Genomic DNA, 20,435 nt, shown 5'->3' with positions numbered 1-20,435 from the left:
ATGGCATAAAAAATGCCCTGCAAAAGCAGGGCATTTTTAGTGATGAACGGCTACCTTATAAAATTAAGGGCAGGTAGCATTCACTGTTGTTGTCGCATATTGCTGATCTGTTAAAAAGTGTAGTCCGACAACACTTGGTGAAGTGAAGGTAAACTGATTAGTACCACCAGTAACAGTAAATGCAGACGGTGAGCACTTTAGCTGAATATTGACTGTTCCCTTGCCTTTGAACTCAAAACTAAGGTCTGTACCATCCCCATCCAGCGAGACAAGTTCTCCACGCTTAGGTAGATCAGTGATACGTGTCACATTCGTGTTAGGTGTCCCTAGGTTGATAGTGTACTCACGACCACTATTTGCTAGTAGTACTTGGTTATCATCGTAAGCGTACCAGTTATCTACAGAAGCAATGGTTGTTCCGTCGGCAACTTCCAGCGCAAATTTACCTGTCTCAATGCTATCAACCTGAGCTGTCACTTTACTGCCTGATTTAACAACGGTTAGACCAGCAGACTTAAATGCCTTTATACGCTGCGTGAAGTCTAAGCCTGTAATGAACTCACTACCGTAGTTAGCTGCTCTGGCGATTAGGTTATTGAACATTGCAAAAGTGTAGCCCGCGTTATCTGAATTTACTGGGCCGTAGTCATGCCAAGGCCAGTGAACTAAACCAAGGTTTGTATGTTTTACAATATTATCAAATTCGCTATACCAAACAGCTTGAGCTTCTGCAGCTGTTCTGTTTTGGAACTCAACTAGCGTAAAGTCAAAAGACATATTTGGACTTAGGTATACCTTAGTTTGACCAGGATTTAGGAAGCCAAATGCATTTGGGTAACCCGCACCAGTCCCTGAGTAACCGCCAGACAAGTAATTAACGTGCTGGATAATCTCTAGTGACGTGCGTAAGTCCTCTGGAGCACCCGGAACAGCAGCACTTAAGTTTGAAATGGCTAAGTTGTCTTCGATAATTGTACGTGACTCAGCAAACTCCCAGCGTAACTGCTCATCCGTTAAGATGTTCGTGTCATGTGGGTGAGTGTATGAGTGAGTTCCGATTTCGTTACCCATTGCCATATACTGCTGGTAAAGCGGCCCAGAATAGCTCCAGTTAGTCTCTTCCTGGTTGCTAGGGTTAGCACCTACATTGATGTAGTAAGAGCCTACAAAGTCATAATTATCTTTCCAAAGCTGCAAGAAAGTCAGTAGCTGTCCATCAACCTCCGCAACTTCGTCACTAAACATACTTTGATCCATGTCATTACGAGCGACAAAGACAGAGTTTTCACGACTCATTTGTAGTGCTGCAGGTGCTTTTTCACCATAAACACTCCACTGAAGCACGGACCATAAAAGGTTGGTGTCAGTCATTTGTGCAACAGTACCGAAGTGAGCGTGACGACCACCGTTTTCACTGACGATCAGTGCATTTTTAGTGGTTGTACCATCAATAATTTGTTGTGCTAATACTGTTGTTGGATAAGCATCGGTAGAAATAAAGTAGTCAGTAAAAGAACCTGCATACTCCATAAGTACTTCATTGCTCGAATACTCATTACTTGTTATTGGGTGTGAGGTATTTGATATTTTATAGCTAATATTAAATGGTCCACCGCCATCGCTTCGAGTGATCCCCATTAATGACTTCATTCGAAGGTAAGCATCATCAGACAAATTGGTGCCCAACTCATTGCTAGTTAGGAAGTTACCCGCAGTAATAATACCGACATTAAAATCATTCACTGCCGTCGTCAGATTAAGCTCGATACCCGGTAGTTTAGCGGCTGGAACGTTAGCTGCGTACGGGAATACTAATGTTTTATACTTAGTTATCTTATCAATATCTAACAAGTCATCTTCTGTTAGAAGATCAAACGGTAGGCCTGCCATCATTGCTTGAGCTTGTACGCTCATAAATAACTGCGCGTAAGCTTTACTGTCAAAGAACTGTGCTTCAGATGTTTCTGAGTACACGATTGCAATAGGCGCGTTGCTTGTTTGACGCTTTACGGTGTATTTATTAGTGGTAGGGTAGTAAGAGCGAGGTAGGTAGCTTGAGTTATTAATATCAACTAACAAATCAATACCATCAGCTGATGGAGAGCCAAGCATTTCCTCAGGGACTTCAATCTCTAAAATTGAGCCACCGTTACCATCAGCTCTAGTAGCGAAATTGATAGGTCCGTTTACAAAAGTCTGACCCGCAGCGCCTGTGTATAGATAAGGTTGATTATCTGTGTAGAAATTTAAGTTGTATTCTGCGCCTCCTGCATAACCAAAGATTTGGTTACCAGTCGCGAGGTTATCGTCAGTGTTGAACCACAGTGTGGTGCCAGCAGTAACAGACGGCGTATAAAAATCATGAATCAAAAACTTATATGTGCCACCTTCATATCGACCATAGACTTCTGCTGCTGTTGTAGCAACGCTGTCATCAAGGTCAATACGATCGGATGCGTTCCAGTCTGTTTTATAAGCATCAATAGTTATTCCGGTGCTCGCAAAGACGGTCTCTTTCTCTAGAATGTAATTATTTTCATGAGGCCAATAGCTCACAGGCAAAAACGTTGTGTTATTAATATCAATAAGCATATTGATACCGCTACCTGTTGGCGTACCAATCAGTGCTTCAGGTATCTCAAGCTCCATATTAGTACCGTTGCCATCAACGGAAATATTGTGAGAAAGTGGGCCAGATACTAATGTTTGTCCGTCTGCATCGGTATAAAGATAAGGAAGGCCATCAGCTGCAATATTGACGTTATATTCTGCGCCACCTGCATAGCCCCAGATCTTATAGCCAGTATCTGTATTTTGATCAGTGTTAAGCCAAAATGTTGTACTGGTTGAAATGGAGCCGTTTAAATTTCTTAATAAGATTTTGTATGAATTGTTTTCATAACGACCAGAAAGTTCATAACCATCAACAGGTGTTCTCGGAGATAGCTCAAGGCGGTCTGTTGAACTCCAGTCTGTGATGTTGCCATCAATCGTAATATCTGCGTTAGCGCTGGTGTAGCTTAGTGCGCTGGCAAGTAATAAGCCTGATGTGCAAAGCCACTTAGTTAAGTTATGACGCTTCATTTTAATACCTTTAAAGAATAGATAACTATCTACGGCAAACATGCCTTATTTTAATAAGGTCAATTAAATGCTCTGAGGCAATGAAGTTGAATCCGTGTGGGGGTGAACGGTTACGATGGGCTGATAGGGGAAGGCATTAGCTGAAATCGTAGTATCGATCTCAGCTATTTACTAGCGTTGTAGCATGAACGTAATGTATTCAAGCTTGTTAATTTTATTGGACAGTACGTACATGCCAATCATGGTTGTAATGAAAATAGCGAGTGCAAAACCATAGCCATAAAAGGCAGGCCCTAAGATTAAGCTAGCGGCCGTTAAAATTGTATTTAGAGAGAATAATCCAAGCGTTAACCAAAAAGCTTCTTTCAGAAAATTGAAGTAGAAAAAGATATTCAGTGTAGCCAGAAACAACACTTGAATAGCCGTCGCCAAAAGGTCGATATAGTAGAGGTGCACATATAAAGGTGACAGGTCTAGCCACCTAATAATGTCTTCAGCCATTATAAAAAACAGCAATACTGTGACGCCTTGGACTTTAATTATCTCAAGATATGCTTTGCGAATACTCTCTGTCATCGATACGCGTTTCTGTTCGATTTGCCCCAGTGTTGCACCATCATTTACAGCCGAGTAGTAGTCTTGGTAGGTGGAAACAAAGTCCGTCTCGACACGTAACAGAAAACTCGCCATCCCAGGAATGATCGATAAATAGGCTAGGAAGATAGGTAGGTCATAAATGACCGACGCTCGAAGAACGCCATTAATGTCATCTGATGTTGAAGGCGTAAACCAAAACATCCACTTATCAACCCATACGCCCATATTAAAAAATAAGCCGATGAATATTAAAACAGGGAAGATGTTTTTGCGTTTAAGAAAGTCAAAGGACAGTATCTGATCGGCTGTATACTCTTGAAAAATCATTAACAGCATGGACAATAACAAGATGCCATGGCCTATCAGTAGAGCGCTGAGTAACCCGGCTGTGCCTGCTGATTTAAGGACCATCGATAGAATCACGATACTGACGTAGCTGATTAAAAACACCATCAATATCGTTTTATAGCGACGCATCCCTGCAACAAAAATGACGGCCAACCAGACGTTACATAGCAGCACAAAATTCATCAGCATCAGTATGCAGTAAAGAATACTCAGGCTTCTAAAGAATAGCAGCCAACAAATAATGCCGATAACCCCGCTGACAAGGGTGGATAAACCCAATGCTCCAATGAAATTAGGTAAAATCAGATGATCATTCTTTAAGTAGAGTTGGTCAGCCATGAAGCGTGTAAACACTAACTGCAGCAGGCTACTCAGTACCAATGAAAATGACATGAGCCATGTGACTGATACTAAAAATTCACTTAGCCAAAGGCCAGACTCACCTTTGTTAGAGAGGCTAACCATGCCAACAAGCATGATGCCTAAAATAGACAACACCCAAGGGCCAGAGCTAATGGCTCCAGCGTATGCGTAGGTTTTCAGCAGGCCGAACCAGCTGTCATCCTTGAGCATTTTCTTTAGCTCAAATCCGATTCCGGCCATGGTTTAATACCTTATGATAGAGTTGTTTATAGTTATCTAAGAACGTCTGTTCGCTGTAAAGAAGCTCAACACGAGCCATTGAGGCTTTTTGTGCTGAGTACCAACGCTCTTCGTTTGTAAGTAGTTCAATAGCGGCTTCTGCTAAAGCGCGCGGATTTGCTATAGGAACGATCGAGCCAGCGGAGCCTAATGCCCTATCTTCTTCAGTGCGGCCTTCGACTAATTCTCGGCAAGAGCCTACGTCAGTAGAAAGTACGGGTACACCTGCGGCATAACCTTCAAGTATCACTAAAGGTTGACCTTCACTGATCGAGCTTAGTGTCATAAGGCTCATCTTAGGTAAGATGTTATGAATATTTTGGAAGCCTAAAAACTTCACATGTTCTTGTAAGCCTAATTGGTCAACAAGGTCATGGCACTCTTGTGCGTATTCAGGTTCTTCTTCTTCTGGTCCAACGATCCAGCCTTCCACATTCGGTATGCTGTCTTTTAATATACCAATGGAGCGAATATAAGTTTTGATATCTTTAATTGGAACAACGCGGCCAAGCAAACATAAAATGGGCGGAATATCTTTGCTACGCTCATCTCGCAAAGGGATGAAGTTATCAATCTTCACACCATTTGGAATAACGATGGAGCGTTCAGGTGCCGCGCCAAGGTCGATTTGTTTTTGGCGGTTTTGACCATATAGCGTTACGATGACGATGCACCCGCTATAGGTTAAGCGTCCAAGGCCTTCAAAGAATTGCATCCAGAGTTGTCGGATGTAGCTGATTCTGTCATCTAGACCTGCAGCCAAGTCAGGATTATTTTCTTTAATCCAGTCAACTTGGTAGAGGTCGATCTGTCGCTCTTTAGTATAGATTCCATGTTCTGTGACCAAGAGCGGCTTATCTTTCATTAAGCGTAAAAATGTTCCAAGCAGTCCAGCATAGCCCGTTGATATGGTGTGATAACAATCAGCGAGCGGGGCGGTTTGTGCAATATTCAATAGCGCGAGTATGGGTGCGTGCATGGCACGAATATTCCAAAAGAACTCATTGAATGGCAAGTCAGGGCAGTGGCGTCGATAAGCTTCTGTAATCATCTCCCAAATTTCAGGGCTATAAAAAAAGTCATCAGCTTTGTACTGTGAAGCCTTTGAGAGCAGCTTATGCAGTCCCGCCAGTTGGCTAAGTTCTGGTGCTTGGCCGCCTTTCGAAAGCATGGAATATAAATCACGTAATACGGTGACTGCTTCAGGGTCTAAACTTTGTTCTTTGGGTGAGCCTAAATCTAAAGAGTCATTTAAAAAGTGACGTTCGAAGTGGCAAACATTATCAGGAAAGGTAAAGTGCATCTTCGAGTAATGCTCACTACTTGCACCGACAAACACCAATGCAAAGGTGTAGTGAGGGTGACCAATAATGAGCTGATGCACCCAACTAGATACGCCGCCGCGCACATAAGGATATGTTCCCTCAAGTAGCAGGCAAATATCAGCTTTTTCAGAAGCTTTAAGGCGTGGGAATTCTGATTCAGTCACTATATTTATGTCGTTATTTTTATTTTATTAGGACAATGTGTCGCTCAGTATAGTCTAGTAAATTAACTGTTAGCTGAATTTCCTACATCGCCGCCAAATTATTAATTGAAGGCTCGCTCAGTTTCAAAGCACGCTGTAGAGCAGCCTTGGCTTGCTGAGAGCGCCCTTGCAGTAGCAAAATATCACTTAATACCTTGTAAGCAGAGGCATTAGTTTTATTCAATTTGATGGCCTTTATGCAGTGCTCACTCGCTTTTTTAAGCAGTACTTCTTTTGAGCTAGATTCAACGCCCACTTCAAGTAAGTGCAGATAGTCGTGTGTAACCGCAAGATTCAATTCAGATTGCTGACTGTTTGATGCCGTAGGAATAGCATTCAATTTGTCCTGCAAATTCTCTTGCATCTTCTCTTCTAGCTTTCCTTTTAACGAGTAAGACATTAATCGGGCGCTTTCAAAAGGGCTCAATAATGCTTCACTTAATAGTGCATAAGCTTCTTTGTCAGGTAAGTGACGTGATGCAATTAGCAACCCAAGATAAGCTTCGTCATCCAATGACGATAGTAGGTCGCGTGTCTTACGGCGGCTTACTTTGTCAAATTGGTCAGGTGCAGAAAAATAGTTTAATAAGTCTTTTGGACTATCAGTCTTAATGTTGTCTGTACCAACGCCTGCTTGAATACCGTACTCGCGTAGTGCATGTCTACTGTCAATAATCAGTAGAATCATGCTGCCAATAATTGGTAACAAGAATATTGAAATGGCCATGAAGCCAACCAGTGTCAATTTATCGTCACCAGAATGCCACTTTTCAGCAAACCACATCGCCGAGAGCATCGAAACAGTTAGATGCACGATCAAAGCGACTATGCTCAGAGAGTTAGCTTGAGGCCACAATAAGGCAAATGCGACTAACTCAACCAATAAAAATAATAGGGCACTAACGGATAAGGCGCGCATCATCGAACTTACCTAAGTTGACCAGGTAGCGCTGCAATTCTTGAGGCTTTACTGGTTTACGAACATTGTTATATTTCAGCGTAATACCAACTTGTGATAAATCCTTGCCGAAACGCTTTTTAAAGTTTGCCGATAAACCTGCCTGGAATTCCTTGAAGCTTTCAGTATTAAAAAGCGGCAATAGAATAACGAAGGTTGTCGTGCTTTGACGCTCTAGTCGCCAGATACGATTTGCACTACGTACTTTTGCGACAAAGTAATCATTGTATTCACTGCTATCATCCGTGTTTGGGACGTTGAGTGTGATTAATGTAGCCGTCTTTACTGTGTTCAATACCACGTTAAGTGCAGTGAACATTTCTTGGAATAACTGCTTAGCACTAGTAACTGGACGCTTACTGTTATCAAGAAGGTTTGAAACATAGTTACAAAGCAATGCTAATAAATTGAGATTTTGCTGTGTCATCGATGCATTAGACATACGTGACACTGCCATAACACCCCATAACTTTCCGCTAGAATCTAATAGTGGAATTGCAGCATGCAAGTCTGTATTTACACGTCGTTTTTGAATTAATTGGTCGTGCTTAATGCTAACGGCTTGCTTGCATCGAACCGCTTCTAATAGAAGAGGATCTAAATGTGTATTGGCTGGAACATTACCAATGCTACCCAGTCTGTTTGGGTGGATCTTACCATCGCTGATCCGGTAAAACGCAGCGGCTTCTAACCAAGAATATTGCTTAAGAATATCCTGCATTTTACCAATTGCATGCTTCAACACTTGGGACTTGTCAGTGCTACCATCTTGTCTGATAGACGTATCAAGTAGGCGAAGTGATCCTGCCAATGACTGGTTAACTGCAACCAAATCTTCTTCCAGCTGGCTGTAAGAAATATGTAGCAGCTGCAGAGCCTGCTCTGATTGGTTAGCATTTTGGCGGTAAGACTCAAGCTCTTTAGCTTGTAGGTGGGTACGATTACCCCAGTACTGAATCATCTCACCAATGACTAGTACAACTAACAGACTACCAACTAATATTTGGCTAAGCGGCATTAGTATTGCAGGTTGGAAAACCATTGCATAAAGCAAACTCAGTGACGACATTACTAATAGACTCAACAAACCATAGCGTGTGCCATAGCGTGAAGCTGTCAGTGTCGGGACCAGTAGCATCCATGGGAAAGGTGTTTCTAAGAAAAACAGATCTTCCCGACCCATTAACCAAGCGAGAAAAGGGACTAAAAGAGGTAATAAAATTACTTCAAATACCGCATTCTCAGGTTTTGGCCTAAGCGGTGCTAGTGTTTCTGATTGTGAGCGCGGAAGCGAAAAGTTATCAATCGCGACATGCCCTTGCATGGATTTTCTTTTCATTTTGTTTATCTTTATTTTTGGGTTACTGGGAAGTCGAGGAACTTCCTGTACTTCAATAACAAACCTTTATCTTCTGAATCGCTCTCAGTGCCTTTGTCATAAAACACCGCTAGACTTAATTCATCATTATCAAATAAGTCCTTACTTACTGCAGCTTCAGCATGTGCCTTAATCTGTCCTGTAGGCCATTCATGACCTAAAGCAACAGAACCACTGTAAGAAAGTTCTGATTTTCCTGCTATGCCTTGACCTGGGGTACCATGGTTAAAGCCTGCAATTAATTCAACACTCTGTGTAGATTCTGAAAGGGCGTTGCTTGAGCTAACATCCGATGCATTATCATTGCTTTGCAATGTACCCTGCACGCCACCGTACCATTGACCATTTAAGGTATTTTGACGGTGTACAACTGCTGCTCTTGCACCCTTTCCACTGGCTAAGTATTTACCGTTGTCAGTTCGGTTAAACTCATGCTGCCACACTGAAAGTTGGGCTGTTTTGTTATCTCCAATCTTTGCATTAACATCTACTTTAAAGCGGTCTCTACGTCCGTACTGTCTGAGGTATGAGTTTTCACTGGGTGTCTCTTTGTAACCATACTCAGCACTAGCACTAAACGTATCGTTCAACTGCTTCTGATACCTTAAATTACCATAAGCTTGAGTGTCATCACCGTTGTCGTAGATACCAAGTCTGGCATTCACCTGATCGGTGGTATCCTTCCACTCAAAACCAACAGAAACATCTTTTTCATCGATGTCACTACCTGCAATAGAGTTATCGCTTAACTGAGCTTTCTTAAGTTTAATGTCCCAAGCAAAGGGTAGGTCATTCTTACCCATACCTTGTTTGTATTCTAAGCTTTGCTCATTAACTGATAGCTCACCAATACGCTTAGCGTTGTAAGCTGCAACGAACTCAGAGACACGGCCATTAGCCAGTGACAGTGCTATTTTCCTAGCGATATCACGCTCTTTTTGAGTTTTTCCTGCTGTCATTGCGTGCTTAGCAACATTAAATGCTTCGTTCTGTCTCTCCAGTGCGATCAGTGCGCTAACGCGGTCACTCGTCGACAGCTCATTAGCACGGCTCTTTAAAATCGCAGCTAGTGACTTTTTATCTTTCAACTTAAGAGCGATAGCAAGTTGCATCCATAATGGCTTTTTCATTTGCTGTGTATCAGCGCGTGCGAGTAGTCGCTTAAGTTGAGTTAGGTTGTTTTTGTCTAAGGCCCAAGAGATCGCAATTTCATTCATGCGGTCTTTATCTGCTTGGCTTCTTGTAGCACGGTCTAGCTGAGCATATACGCTATCAAACTGAGCTTGAGTACCTACCTTTTGTAATGCACTTAAGTATTGGAATAGAGCTTCTCTGCGCTCATCTTGAGTAAACGTGCCTGAGGTCAGTTTCAATTGAAGCTGCTTAACGCCAGCAGTACGCACTTGGTTAGCTTTAGCTGGTTGGCCTAGCTTATCTAGAGACTCTGCATAACTAAGCAACATGGTGTAGTTTTCAGGGTGCTTGATGCTAGCCATCTCAAACCATTTAAGACTCGCTTGGTAATCGCCCATCGCTTGATAAGCAATGGCATAGTTAGGCCAAAGGTCATAGTTACTCTCGGCAAGCGATTGCCAATGAGCCAACACTTGCTTAAGCGCAGTAAAGTTTTTCATCTGAGTCAGGCTCAAGATGATGCCTTGCTTCGCTGAGATAGAGTCAGGTTGTAACGACAGTAACTGTTTGTAGTGGTTAAGCGCCTGTTGGTATTGCTTCTGCTGATAACTAAATTGGCTCTTGATAGACCAGTATTGAGGGATCGTGTGAAACTCAGCAGGATTACTGTCAGCAGTGTTAAGAAGCTTGCCTAATAATAAGTAGTCTTTCTTATCAAAAGCTTGCTGCATCGCCAATACTTTCTTTAGCACGGCTTGTTTCTTCGCATCCGCCATAACAACATTGATGCCACGAATACCATCTAGCGCATCTTTAGAGTTAGGATTAAGTGCTAAGACTTTTTGGTATAAAGCACCCGCATCCGCATAGCGCTTTTGTTGATTCGCGAATGCCGCTTGTAATAACCAGTAGCGAGGCTTCTTTGCAAAGCGTGAAGACTGTTCTTTAGATAGCGTTAATAGCTGAGTGAAACCTCGGAAGTCTTTTGCATCAAAGGTAAGCTGCAAGCCACTAAGCATCAAGTCAACATCAGATGTTTCCATAAAGCCAAGTCGTACGGCTTTAATCGCTGCTTGTGATTGGTTTAGCTTGCCATACAGCAAAGAAATACGTGTGTGATAAAGCACACGTTCTTTAATCTTGCTCTTGTCTGATGCTTTAATTAGTCGCTGATAATATGAAAGCGCAGCAGTATTTTGCTCATAGCTCCAAGCAAGGTCAGCCATGATTGCAACTTGTGAAGGTTTTGCAATTGCTAACCAGTCGGTCTGGTGGTTTTTCCAAAGCGTGAGTGCTTGTTCCTTTTGGCCTAGCGCCCAATGAAGTTCAAATCTGTGTAGGCTATATTTCGTGCTATTGCCAAAGCTCTGCTCTAACTGCTTCCATATAGTGATTGCTTGAGCGTACTTCTTTTCAGAGCCAAGCCAATTAGCAAGAGTTTCTAATAGCTCACGTATAGGGCCGTGTTGAGCTGAGTAGTCGCTAATAAAATTAACGCCTTGAGTTTTTTGGCCATTCTTTGTTAAGTAAAAGAAAATATCATTCACGGTTTGAGTCGGTAGCGGTTGCTGACGAGCAAGGTCCATCAATATCTTTAAACCCTCGCCGTCCATGTTTGCTTGCGCCAAGCGAATGACTTGCTTCTGATATTTGTCACTACTTTTCTGTTGATTCATCCACTGCCAAAGCTGTAAAGCCAGTGCGTCGTTACCTTGCACTTCTTCAAGGTAGGCCCAGCGCTCACGGAACTCTAAGTTCTTTGGGTTTAGTTTAATGACGCGTTTGATAAAGCTACTCGCTTCAACAAAGTTCTCATCAAGCGTTTCAATGTCTGTCTGGCTCAATAGCGCCTTAGTGGAGTTTGGCTCGCGCTCTAAGTGAACTTTGTTCCAGGCACGTGCAAGTCCTAGTTCTTTTTCTAGTACTGCAATCTCAACACCTTTTCTAACAAGACCAGTATTGCTTGGGTTTGACTCAATTAATGGCTTGATGATGTCTAGTGCTAGATCTTGTCGCTTGTCCTTTATATAGACTTCGATAAGTCGCTGGTTGATCGCCCACTTACTTGATGGTGTAGACGCGAGTGCTACCGCTTGCTTCAAGTAGTGACTAGCGTTGTCATATGACTCAGTTTCCGCTGCCCAATGTGCCGCTTTTTCTAACCAGCGCTGAGCTTTGTCTGGTGTATCTCGTTTTGCTAAGTGAGCAAATAAATCACTCGCGCTTTCAGGAATACCAGCTTCTAGACTTGCAGTTGCAAGTGCTTCCAATGCCTCTGGTGCTTGTGGTAACTGATAACGAGTCTCGGTTAAAAAGTCTTTAATTTCCTGCTTTTGCCCAGCTTTACTTGCAGCTTTCAACCAAGCATAGGTATAAACATTAAAACGGCCTGTACCTTGACTGATTTCACTGGCCTCTTTAAAGGCTGCCGCAGAGCTAATAGGATCACCTGCATGTCCAGCCCAGCGTCCCGCTTCTGCTAGCCATTCCGCACGGTTTTCTGTATCGATTTCAGCTAAGCGCTGATAGATTTTAACGGCTTGAGGTAGGAGACCAAAGTTTGTGCTTGCCTCAGCAAGTGCTTTTAGCTCTTTAGGTTTTAGGTTTTGGTAGTCTTCAAGCAACTGTAGGTGCTGACGTACATCTATTCGCTGCTCGTCTGGGTTATCACCTGACGCTGAAGCAGTATAGTAGGCGTCTAAATAGTTACGTAGTTCAATTGTAGCCAGCTGTTTCTTTTGGCTGCTTGAGAGTATTGAAACATTAAGTCGTTCACTTATCAGGCTACGTGACTTCTCCCATAAACCTTTTTTCGTCATAGATTGTGCAAGTGTCAGCACATCTTGATTGTCGGCATCAGGGTTACGTAGTAGCTGATGGTACTCAGCTTGAAGTCGGCTAGAAAACTGTTCTTTTAGCGCAGCCGAGTCTTGATCCCCAAGAAAAGAGGCACTTTTCCAAGGAAATAGTAAAACGAAAAAACCAATAAGCACTACAGTAATAAGTAGCAGAATAGGCAGGTTAAATAGTTTAGTTTGAGAGTCGACTTGTTTCATGTTTAAGACCCTGAAGGTATTGCTGCGTCAGCGTTAAGCACTTGGATGTTGATTCCTTCATGCTGTTGGCGACGTAACCAGTTCTGATAAATACTGAATTGCTCATTAAAAGGCTGAGCAGTTATGATGCCAAGGTAGCGACCAATTAAGTGGCCAGTTGGCATGCCAGACTGAATGTCGTGAACTTCAAGTTTCAAACCATCAGCGGCTAAGTCACGCTGAAGTCTGCTGTACTTATTTAGCTCAAGCGGGTGATGGCTTTCTGTTTTGCTATCAGTCAGTAGTAGGTAAGTTTTGAGCTGTGGTTGAAAGTCACCAACGCCGACCATGTCGAGGGCAGGGATTGAGATCCAAGGAATAAAACCTTCCTTAGTGATTCGGCTAGCAACTTTCTCAGCTTTATCGCGCTTTTGCGGTTCAACATAGTCAATGATGATGATATCGACAGGTAGCTTAGCTTTGACTTGGTGAAGTTGATCTAATAGCCAATCTTGGTCTTCACTTTTGGTTTCACGGTACACTTTTAGGCCGTTATCCCAGCTTTCAAATAAAGACTCTGCAGCAACCGCTTCGAGTAAGTAGCCAATAGAAGGCAATACTTCAAAACCACGGTTAGCGATAAAGCGCATTTCTGGGTAGCGCTTATGAATTGCCTGAAGCAATGACACAAGTGCCTGAACTTGTTCGCGCTCTTGGCGCTCGTTCTTTGCAAATAGCTTGAAGCTATCCATAGTGTCGAGAAAAAGACCTCGGTAACCAGCTTCCCAAAGCGGGTCAACAATGCTTTCCATCATAAATTTCTGCCAGCCAGGAGAATGAAGGTCCATGACTTTGCTGTCCCACACTCGGTTATCACCTAATACCCATGAAGGTTGAATCTTGTCGAACCATTTACGAGTAGGGGACACTTCACCAACACTTAAATAAGCAAAGACATCACCACCGTTTGCGCGTAACTCATCAAGCTCATGTCTTTTTACGTTGTCAGCTTCCACAATAATGCGGCTGAACTGCGATAGAACGTCAGTAGGCAAGTTGGGGCCATAAAATACGGCAGTACTTTTTCGCGAATCTACACGTGCAGCATTTGCAGCAGTAAACGTTAGCAATAAAAAGACAGCCCAGAGGGCTTTGTTCAGGGATATAGTCACGGGGGATGACTCCAAAGTTGTGTGAAATTATTTTAATTAGAATGTACGAGTACAGCGCTAAGTATCCGCCTTTAAATTAGCACTGCACTTTAATGCTGGCTTAACGAGATGAAAATGATGACCAAGTGAATGATGGTCGGTTTTGAAGCGGATAATTGGTAGACGTCGTGAGGTATTAGTTAATTGGTGAAAAGTAGCTTCAAAAACTGCCAATCATCTGATTTATTTGAGTTATTGACAGAATTTTGGTATGTATTAGTTAAGCATTTGAGCGAGCTGTTATTGCTTGTGCGACTAGTTAGCTTATGATTTGGGTATCCGCAGATCCATCATTGTGTAGCTACACTAAAAGTCCGGCGGGAGACCGCTTTTGATCCCCCGCATGGACTTGTTTTTAAGCTTTCTTAGGCGTTAGTGCTGAGTCACTAAACTCTACGCCAATCCATCCATATTGCATGAAGTTACGAATGTTGCCGTGATCAGCACCGTCAGGGTGCTTTAATACATCATCGCGATAATAACGACCAAAACATGCCAAAGTCTCATCAGCGTTCAGCGCCTGTAATTGAGCGTATGAAAAAATCTTGCATGAGCCATTATTTTGGTTCGCTTCATTCTCAACATCACCATTTTTGAATGCGGTTGGTGAGAATTCATAGCCCGCTTCGATAGCGGCCATCGTATCTTCAAAGTCGATTGAGTTAGGTTCATTGCGAAGCTTGTCTAAAAACTGCTCTGTGCTCATGGTGTGTCTCATCTTGAAAGTTAGACAGCGAGCTTAGCATAGGCGCATTTATATTTTGAGAGGCTTTGAACTGGCAGTAACTTGTTGTTGTCTTACCTGTGCAGGGTGATAGAGCTATGGTACGATAAATGCATGAATACTTTGCGCTTATGGGGACAATAAGGTAGCAAAGATTCCAAAAAAGGGGCTAATAAATATAATGAATAAGCAAAAAATCCCCACAACCCTCGTGACAGGGTTCTTGGGTAGTGGAAAGACAACTTTGTTGTCTAGTGTACTAAAGCAAGCGACAGGACGACGCGTAGCAGTGGTCGTTAGTGTTCCGCTTGAAAGTAGTATTGATTCTGAAATTCTTCGTGGTACGGACTTCGACGCTGTGGAGGACGTTCAAAGACTCCCTCTAGGTAATCGTATTTATAAGTTGAGTAATGGCAACTTATGTTGTGCTGTACAGCATGACTTTACCCATATGATGAAAGAGCTGGCACAGCGCAGTGACGATATTGATCACGTGATGATTGAGACGCCAGGCACGGTATTGCCGATCTCGTTTATCCGTCGCTTAAACTCGGATGACTTAGTTGATCACTTTACGATTGATTCGGTAATAACCGTTGCAGATGGTCCAGCATTGTCAGAAGGGCGTTACAGTAGTACTTCTGGTCGAATTGGCAAGGTGATTGATCCAGACTTACAGTTTTTATATCAAGCTCAGCTCGACATTGCTGATGTGGTATTGATTAGTAAAACCGATTTAGTATTTTCAGTAATTCGTAAGAAGCTGCCAGAGAAGCTAAGAGCCTTGCTAAGTCATGATCCTGAAATCATTACAATGCAGCACGGCTTGGTAAACCCAGACTTATTGTTTAATCGGGACTGCAGTTCTAACAAGAAAGTAGGTATCGATAAAATTCAGATTGATGAAGACCAGGTAAGTAATGGCTTTGATTCTGTGATGATAGAAATGGGATGTGTGGATAGTGATTTGTTAGTGAGTCGCTTACAGATGTTGATTCGCGAGCAGGATGTATATAGAACGAAAGGCTTTGCTGAATTGCCGAATAAGATGATGCGCCAAGTGGTGCAAGGTGTCGGGTCAAGAATTGACCGTAGCTATGATCGCCGCTGGGCTGAAGGTGAAGTGCGTAGCACTCGTTTACAGATCATTGGTAGGCATCTTGATGCAGAACGATTGAAAGCGACGTTAAGAGTGGCTGAGGTTTCTTAAAACCCCAGCCGTTACAACGCTCTAGTTATACATCCAGAACGCGTTGACCTGTTTCAGGGCATGGAATGGATTTGTCGGTATAAGATTCCTCAGGGAACTCTTGTGCGACAATCCAAACTTGGCAGGTCGTTTCATTTAGGTGAGGCAGTGCTTCTAACGCAGCCTTCGTTCGATCTTGATCAAAGTAAGTAAACGGCTCATCTAAGAATATAAACTGATGATTATTGTCAGTGTTCTTCGCTAGCTGCTCAGACATCGCAATACGCACGGCCAATAAGATCTGACGCTGTGTTCCTGACGATAACTCATCAAAGTCAATCCAGTCCATTTTTTCGTCTGAATAAACCTGAACTGATAAGCGCTTATCAATCTTAATTTGCTTGTAACGATTCTCAGTAAACAGCGGCATTGTTTCGTCTGTACGGCTAGTAATAGACGCATTGAAGTCGCTAATCAGAGCATCAGATGCACGTTGTAATAACTGCACACCTGTTTTCTGTGTTTTGATTTGAGACTGGTTATCTGTTGCTTCAGCTTGGAGTATTTGAAGCCTAGAGCGAATAGCGCCGGCTTGGTCAGAACGAACCTTCTCGCTGCCTATTTGCTCATCTAGCGGCTCACACAAAGTGCTTAACTCTTGTATTTGCTTATCTAGCGTGTCGCGTAGACGTACAACCGTATTTTCGATGTCACCCGTATCAGCAGTAAATGTCTGGCACTTTTCAGCAAGTTGCGAAATATGAGGCGTATCGTCTTGTGGTGGCGCTAATAAAGCAGACTGCGCTTGGATCTTACCTTGTAGTGTCTGTCGTAGACGCGATGTTGTCAGGCTTTCTAAAGAGCGCTGTGAGTGAGCGTGTGACTTACTAATAGTGTCAGAAAATACTTTAGCCTCAGTCAGTTGCGCTTCTTTTTTATGCTCAGTAAACCATTTGAAGCATAGTACAAGGCTCGTGATGATGACTAAGCCCATGGTGCTCTTAAAGCCCCACTGAGAAACCCAGCTTTGAACTTCTGGCATGTAAGGGCTAACCTTAGGATGCTCAGATAACATGCTGACGTATTCAGGGAAGAACTGAAAACCAACCCATGCCAGTGCCGCAATCAATAGCAGTGGGAATAGTAACCACGTACAGATGCTTAGGAAGCTCCATAGACGGCGAGTACTTTTGTGCTTCTTTTGCTTTTCATTATAAAGGCTAGGAAGTTCAGCTAAGTTGCCATTGAAGTTCTGTTTATACTTACTTTCAATATCAACAATTTCGCGTGTATCGACAAGCTCGGGTAACCAAGTCTCATCAAGATCAATGGCTGCTAGCTCTTGTTCTTTGTCTTTAATAAGAGGGGAGAGCTCATCAATTTTTTGTTGGTTTTTGATAGTCGCCGTCGTTAGTTCGTCACTAATGCGTGCGTAATCACCAATACCTGCCATTTCCTTAATACTACTGCTATCAGGGTCTGGGTTACTCAGATCTCTTGCAGTTAGGTAAAATGAATCTGCAAACGTATTAAATCCAAAACCAAGTAGTTCAATAATTGCAGTGTCAGTCGCTTCAGTACCTTCTGCAATGGCAACTTTAGTATCAGCTTTAATAAGCTTAGCGTCACTAATCCCATTTCTATCGATACTACGTTCAATGATGTAATCTTGCCCTGAGTCACTGATTGCCAATGACACTGATGTCGCTTCTGTATCCCAACGAATCAATTTTGTCGCGCTTTCGCCAGTTAAGTTAAATGTCCGGCCGAAGAGTGCAAAACAAATTGCCTCACCAATACTCGACTTACCTGATTCATTTAAGCCACTAACAGTAATGACGCCTTTCTCAGGTAAGTCATTAATATTAAGCTGCTCATACTTACGAAAATTCTTTGCACTTAATGATTGAATCAGCATTATTCAGAGACCTTTTTGATCGTCTCACGAGACGCTTTAAGCTTGTCTACAATAAGTTTTACCGACTTATTGTATGTTTCAACATCAAACTGTTCGTCAGCACTTGCTTGTTGTTTTATATCGGTTTTGCAAAACTCAGAGAAGCGTCGAGCAGCTCCTTTAAGTTCGGCTGGTTTTAACCAGCGTAAATCTGTATTCGCAGGCATTGCGCACTTCCTGTGTTTTTGGCTTATACTGCCATTAATAACTTAAAATAAACGATAACATAAAAGGCAGATAGGTATGATAAAACTACTTACTAAAATTATAGCAACTGGTGCTGTAGCGGCGACTTTAAGTGGCTGTGGATCATCAGCTTATGATTACCGCAAGACACCTATTTCAGACACGATCACTGTGCCATTAGGTAAAACAGTACAGGCGCAAAATTCTGGTTTGAGTGTAACATTCGATAAGATTGGTCAGGATTCACGTTGCCCAATCAACGCACGTTGTACATGGTCTGGCGTAGCAGTGGTTGATGCAACCGTTAAACAAGGCGATAAGAGTCAAAAGATAAAACTGAGTACGGTTAACTTTGAAGCGTTTAATAATACTGAGAAAGTGTTTGGTAAGGATATTAAGCTGATTGAGCTTTTACCAAATAAGACCGCTGGAGCAGCTAAGCCTGAGATGAGTCAAACAACGATAAAGCTTAAAATAGATTAAGCTTTATCGCTTTATTCGATGGAGTGCTAAGTCTACTTAGCGCTTCATTGATGCAAAGAATTCTTCGTTAGTCTGCGTTGATTGCAGCTTATCGAATAGGAATTCCATCGCTTCAACTTCTTCCATTGGGTGTAAGAACTTACGCAATACCCAAAGTGCTTGAAGCTCTTCTTCGCTAACTAGTAACTCTTCACGACGTGTACCAGAACGATTAATATTGATTGCAGGGAAGACACGCTTCTCAGCAACTTTACGGTCTAGGTGAATTTCTGAGTTACCTGTACCTTTAAATTCTTCGTAGATAACTTCATCCATCTTAGAACCAGTATCGATCAATGCTGTTGCCAAGATTGTCAGACTTCCACCTTCTTCGATGTTACGTGCAGCACCAAAGAAACGCTTAGGGCGTTGTAGTGCGTTAGCATCAACACCACCGGTCAGTACTTTACCTGACGATGGGATAACCGTGTTGTAAGCACGTGCTAGACGAGTGATCGAATCAAGCAAGATGATAACATCCTGTTTGTGCTCAACCATGCGCTTAGCTTTCTCGATAACCATTTCAGCAACCTGTACGTGACGGCTAGCTGGCTCATCAAAGGTAGAAGAAATAACTTCACCTTTAACCATGCGAGACATCTCTGTTACTTCCTCAGGACGCTCATCGATCAATAATACGATTAGGTGAGAATCAGGGTAGTTAGTCGCGATACTTTGAGCAATATTCTGCATCATCATCGTTTTACCCGCTTTCGGCGGAGCGATGATCAAGCCACGTTGACCTTTACCAATCGGTGCAACGATATCAATAACGCGTGCTGTAATATCTTCCGTACTACCGTTACCACGTTCGATGCGCATGCGCTCGTTCGGGTGTAGTGGCGTAAGGTTTTCAAATAATATTTTGTTACGTGCGTTTTCTGGCGCTTCGAAGTTGATCGTGTCAACTTTTAGCAGTGCAAAGTAACGCTCATTATCACGAGGATTACGAATCTTACCTGCTATCGTGTCACCCGTACGAAGACCAAAACGTCTGATTTGGCTTGGTGAAACGTAGATGTCATCCGAACCAGCAACATAGTTACTGTCTGGAGAACGTAGGAAGCCGAAGCCATCCTGCAGAATTTCTAAAACTCCGTCACCATGAATATCTTCGCCTTTCGCGGCTAGTGCTTTAAGGATTGCAAATACAACGTCCTGCTTTCTAGCACGTGACATACCGTCAACGCCTAGTTCTTTTGCAATAGCTATGATTTCGGAAGGGGATTTATGTTTTAGTTCTGTAAGATTCATGAATGATAAGTTTTATTAATTGTGGTGTGGGAACAAACGAAATAATCGTCATGCCAAGGGTGATTTATATTAGATAATCGACTCAGAAAATAGGTCGCGGGAGAGGCGAACTGAGTAACAGGAATAATGAATATTCTCTCGATGGGTGAAGCCTAGCATGAAATTTGAAACTGGTGCAACGATAATTCAGACCTCAACTCGGTATTTCACCAAATAGAGGCCTTTATTCTAACTTTTTAGATATTTTGGTCTAAAAATGCAGTGAGTTGTGACTTAGTCAGTGCGCCAACTTTAGTTGATTCCACTTCACCGCCTTTGAATAACATCAGTGTTGGGATGCCACGGATACCGTATTTTGGTGGTGTACTTTGGTTGTCATCAATGTTCAGCTTTGCAACTTTAATGCGGTCGCCGTATTCAGTAGCAAGCTCTTCTAAAAGCGGTGCAATTGCTTTACAAGGGCCACACCATTCAGCCCAGTAGTCCACTAAAACGGGTTGGCCGCATTTTAGAACTTCTTCTTCAAAGTTGTCGTCGGTCAGTTTTACTATGCTCACTAGGAAGCCTCTATGGTTAATTTTAGGGATGCGAAATGGAACTGATTCTTTATGTCACAAGTGATTATCAGGCTTGTGGGCGATATTTCAAGTATAAAGTTTCATATCTAAGTGTTAGTGCCTGATTTATA

At 42.6% G+C, this 20,435-nt stretch carries 14 protein-coding genes; 2 read left to right on the top strand and 12 right to left on the bottom strand.

Annotated elements, in window-relative coordinates; translation table 11 throughout:
- Positions 1–63 precede the first annotated feature (63 nt).
- The 8 genes from DKT75_RS10270 to DKT75_RS10235 form a co-directional block, all read right to left on the bottom strand.
- A complete protein-coding gene (locus DKT75_RS10270; protein ID WP_109823332.1) occupies positions 64–3,084 on the bottom strand; it encodes a polysaccharide deacetylase family protein in 3,021 nt (1,006 codons plus the stop codon).
- A 171-nt stretch (positions 3,085–3,255) separates the two neighbouring features.
- Positions 3,256–4,632 carry an exopolysaccharide Pel transporter PelG gene (gene pelG / locus DKT75_RS10265; RefSeq protein WP_109823331.1) on the bottom strand — a complete coding sequence of 459 codons (1,377 nt, stop codon included), beginning with the start codon at positions 4,630–4,632 and terminating at the stop codon, positions 3,256–3,258.
- On the bottom strand, positions 4,613–6,160 hold the full coding sequence (gene pelF / locus DKT75_RS10260) for a GT4 family glycosyltransferase PelF (protein ID WP_109823330.1): 1,548 nt from the start codon (positions 6,158–6,160) through the stop codon (positions 4,613–4,615). The genes pelG and pelF overlap by 20 nt, the downstream gene beginning before the upstream one ends.
- An 82-nt stretch (positions 6,161–6,242) precedes the next feature.
- Entirely contained in the window at positions 6,243–7,121 is an 879-nt protein-coding gene (locus DKT75_RS10255; RefSeq protein WP_109823329.1) for a tetratricopeptide repeat protein, read from the bottom strand.
- Entirely contained in the window at positions 7,099–8,496 is a 1,398-nt protein-coding gene (locus DKT75_RS10250; RefSeq protein ID WP_109823328.1) for a PelD GGDEF domain-containing protein, read from the bottom strand. The genes DKT75_RS10255 and DKT75_RS10250 overlap by 23 nt, the downstream gene beginning before the upstream one ends.
- Positions 8,497–8,507: 11 nt before the next feature.
- Positions 8,508–12,725 (bottom strand): tetratricopeptide repeat protein, encoded by a 4,218-nt coding sequence (locus DKT75_RS10245; protein WP_109823327.1) that lies wholly within the window; start codon positions 12,723–12,725, stop codon positions 8,508–8,510.
- A 2-nt stretch (positions 12,726–12,727) separates the two neighbouring features.
- Positions 12,728–13,876, bottom strand: a complete 1,149-nt coding sequence (locus tag DKT75_RS10240) for an endo alpha-1,4 polygalactosaminidase (RefSeq protein WP_158278836.1) — start codon at positions 13,874–13,876, stop codon at positions 12,728–12,730.
- 394 nt (positions 13,877–14,270) lie between these two features.
- The gene (locus DKT75_RS10235) at positions 14,271–14,621 is read right to left on the bottom strand and encodes a HopJ type III effector protein (protein ID WP_109823325.1); all 351 of its coding nucleotides are present in this window, start codon (positions 14,619–14,621) and stop codon (positions 14,271–14,273) included.
- 199 nt (positions 14,622–14,820) lie between these two features.
- Here DKT75_RS10235 and DKT75_RS10230 point away from each other — a divergent pair, with 199 nt between their 5' ends.
- Complete coding sequence (locus DKT75_RS10230) at positions 14,821–15,849, top strand: CobW family GTP-binding protein (RefSeq protein ID WP_109823324.1); 1,029 nt, start codon at positions 14,821–14,823, stop codon at positions 15,847–15,849.
- Between the two features lie 25 nt (positions 15,850–15,874).
- Here DKT75_RS10230 and DKT75_RS10225 read toward each other — a convergent pair whose 3' ends face one another.
- Positions 15,875–17,746 (bottom strand): ATP-binding protein, encoded by a 1,872-nt coding sequence (locus tag DKT75_RS10225; RefSeq protein ID WP_109823323.1) that lies wholly within the window; start codon positions 17,744–17,746, stop codon positions 15,875–15,877.
- Positions 17,746–17,952 (bottom strand): hypothetical protein, encoded by a 207-nt coding sequence (locus tag DKT75_RS10220; protein ID WP_109823322.1) that lies wholly within the window; start codon positions 17,950–17,952, stop codon positions 17,746–17,748. The genes DKT75_RS10225 and DKT75_RS10220 overlap by 1 nt, the downstream gene beginning before the upstream one ends.
- 76 nt (positions 17,953–18,028) lie before the next feature.
- On the opposite strand from DKT75_RS10220, the gene DKT75_RS10215 reads away from it, so the two are divergent.
- Positions 18,029–18,454 (top strand): hypothetical protein, encoded by a 426-nt coding sequence (locus DKT75_RS10215; protein ID WP_109823321.1) that lies wholly within the window; start codon positions 18,029–18,031, stop codon positions 18,452–18,454.
- A 36-nt stretch (positions 18,455–18,490) separates the two neighbouring features.
- Here the strand turns inward: DKT75_RS10215 and rho are convergent, their stop codons facing one another.
- Together rho and trxA are read right to left on the bottom strand one after the other, a co-directional pair.
- Positions 18,491–19,747, bottom strand: a complete 1,257-nt coding sequence (rho, locus tag DKT75_RS10210; RefSeq protein ID WP_109823320.1) for a transcription termination factor Rho — start codon at positions 19,745–19,747, stop codon at positions 18,491–18,493.
- 236 nt (positions 19,748–19,983) lie between these two features.
- A complete protein-coding gene (gene trxA, locus DKT75_RS10205) occupies positions 19,984–20,304 on the bottom strand; it encodes a thioredoxin TrxA (RefSeq protein WP_109823319.1) in 321 nt (106 codons plus the stop codon).
- Positions 20,305–20,435: the final 131 nt, after the last annotated feature.

This window comes from Leucothrix arctica (assembly GCF_003172895.1).
GTDB classification, from domain to species: Bacteria; Pseudomonadota; Gammaproteobacteria; order Thiotrichales; family Thiotrichaceae; genus Leucothrix; species Leucothrix arctica.
The sequence above is the reverse complement of the archived record's forward strand: the minus strand, read 5'-3'. Positions and strand labels throughout refer to the sequence as shown.

Coding starts and splice junctions, on each gene's coding strand:
- DKT75_RS10230 (WP_109823324.1), top strand. CDS start 14,821: ATGAATAAGCAAAAAATCCCCACAACCCTCGTGACAGGGTTCTTGGGT.
- DKT75_RS10255 (WP_109823329.1), bottom strand. CDS start 7,121: ATGATGCGCGCCTTATCCGTTAGTGCCCTATTATTTTTATTGGTTGAG.
- DKT75_RS10235 (WP_109823325.1), bottom strand. CDS start 14,621: ATGAGCACAGAGCAGTTTTTAGACAAGCTTCGCAATGAACCTAACTCA.
- DKT75_RS10225 (WP_109823323.1), bottom strand. CDS start 17,746: ATGCTGATTCAATCATTAAGTGCAAAGAATTTTCGTAAGTATGAGCAG.
- DKT75_RS10270 (WP_109823332.1), bottom strand. CDS start 3,084: ATGAAGCGTCATAACTTAACTAAGTGGCTTTGCACATCAGGCTTATTA.
- rho (WP_109823320.1), bottom strand. CDS start 19,747: ATGAATCTTACAGAACTAAAACATAAATCCCCTTCCGAAATCATAGCT.
- DKT75_RS10215 (WP_109823321.1), top strand. CDS start 18,029: ATGATAAAACTACTTACTAAAATTATAGCAACTGGTGCTGTAGCGGCG.
- DKT75_RS10245 (WP_109823327.1), bottom strand. CDS start 12,725: ATGAAACAAGTCGACTCTCAAACTAAACTATTTAACCTGCCTATTCTG.
- DKT75_RS10220 (WP_109823322.1), bottom strand. CDS start 17,952: ATGCCTGCGAATACAGATTTACGCTGGTTAAAACCAGCCGAACTTAAA.
- pelG (WP_109823331.1), bottom strand. CDS start 4,632: ATGGCCGGAATCGGATTTGAGCTAAAGAAAATGCTCAAGGATGACAGC.
- DKT75_RS10250 (WP_109823328.1), bottom strand. CDS start 8,496: ATGAAAAGAAAATCCATGCAAGGGCATGTCGCGATTGATAACTTTTCG.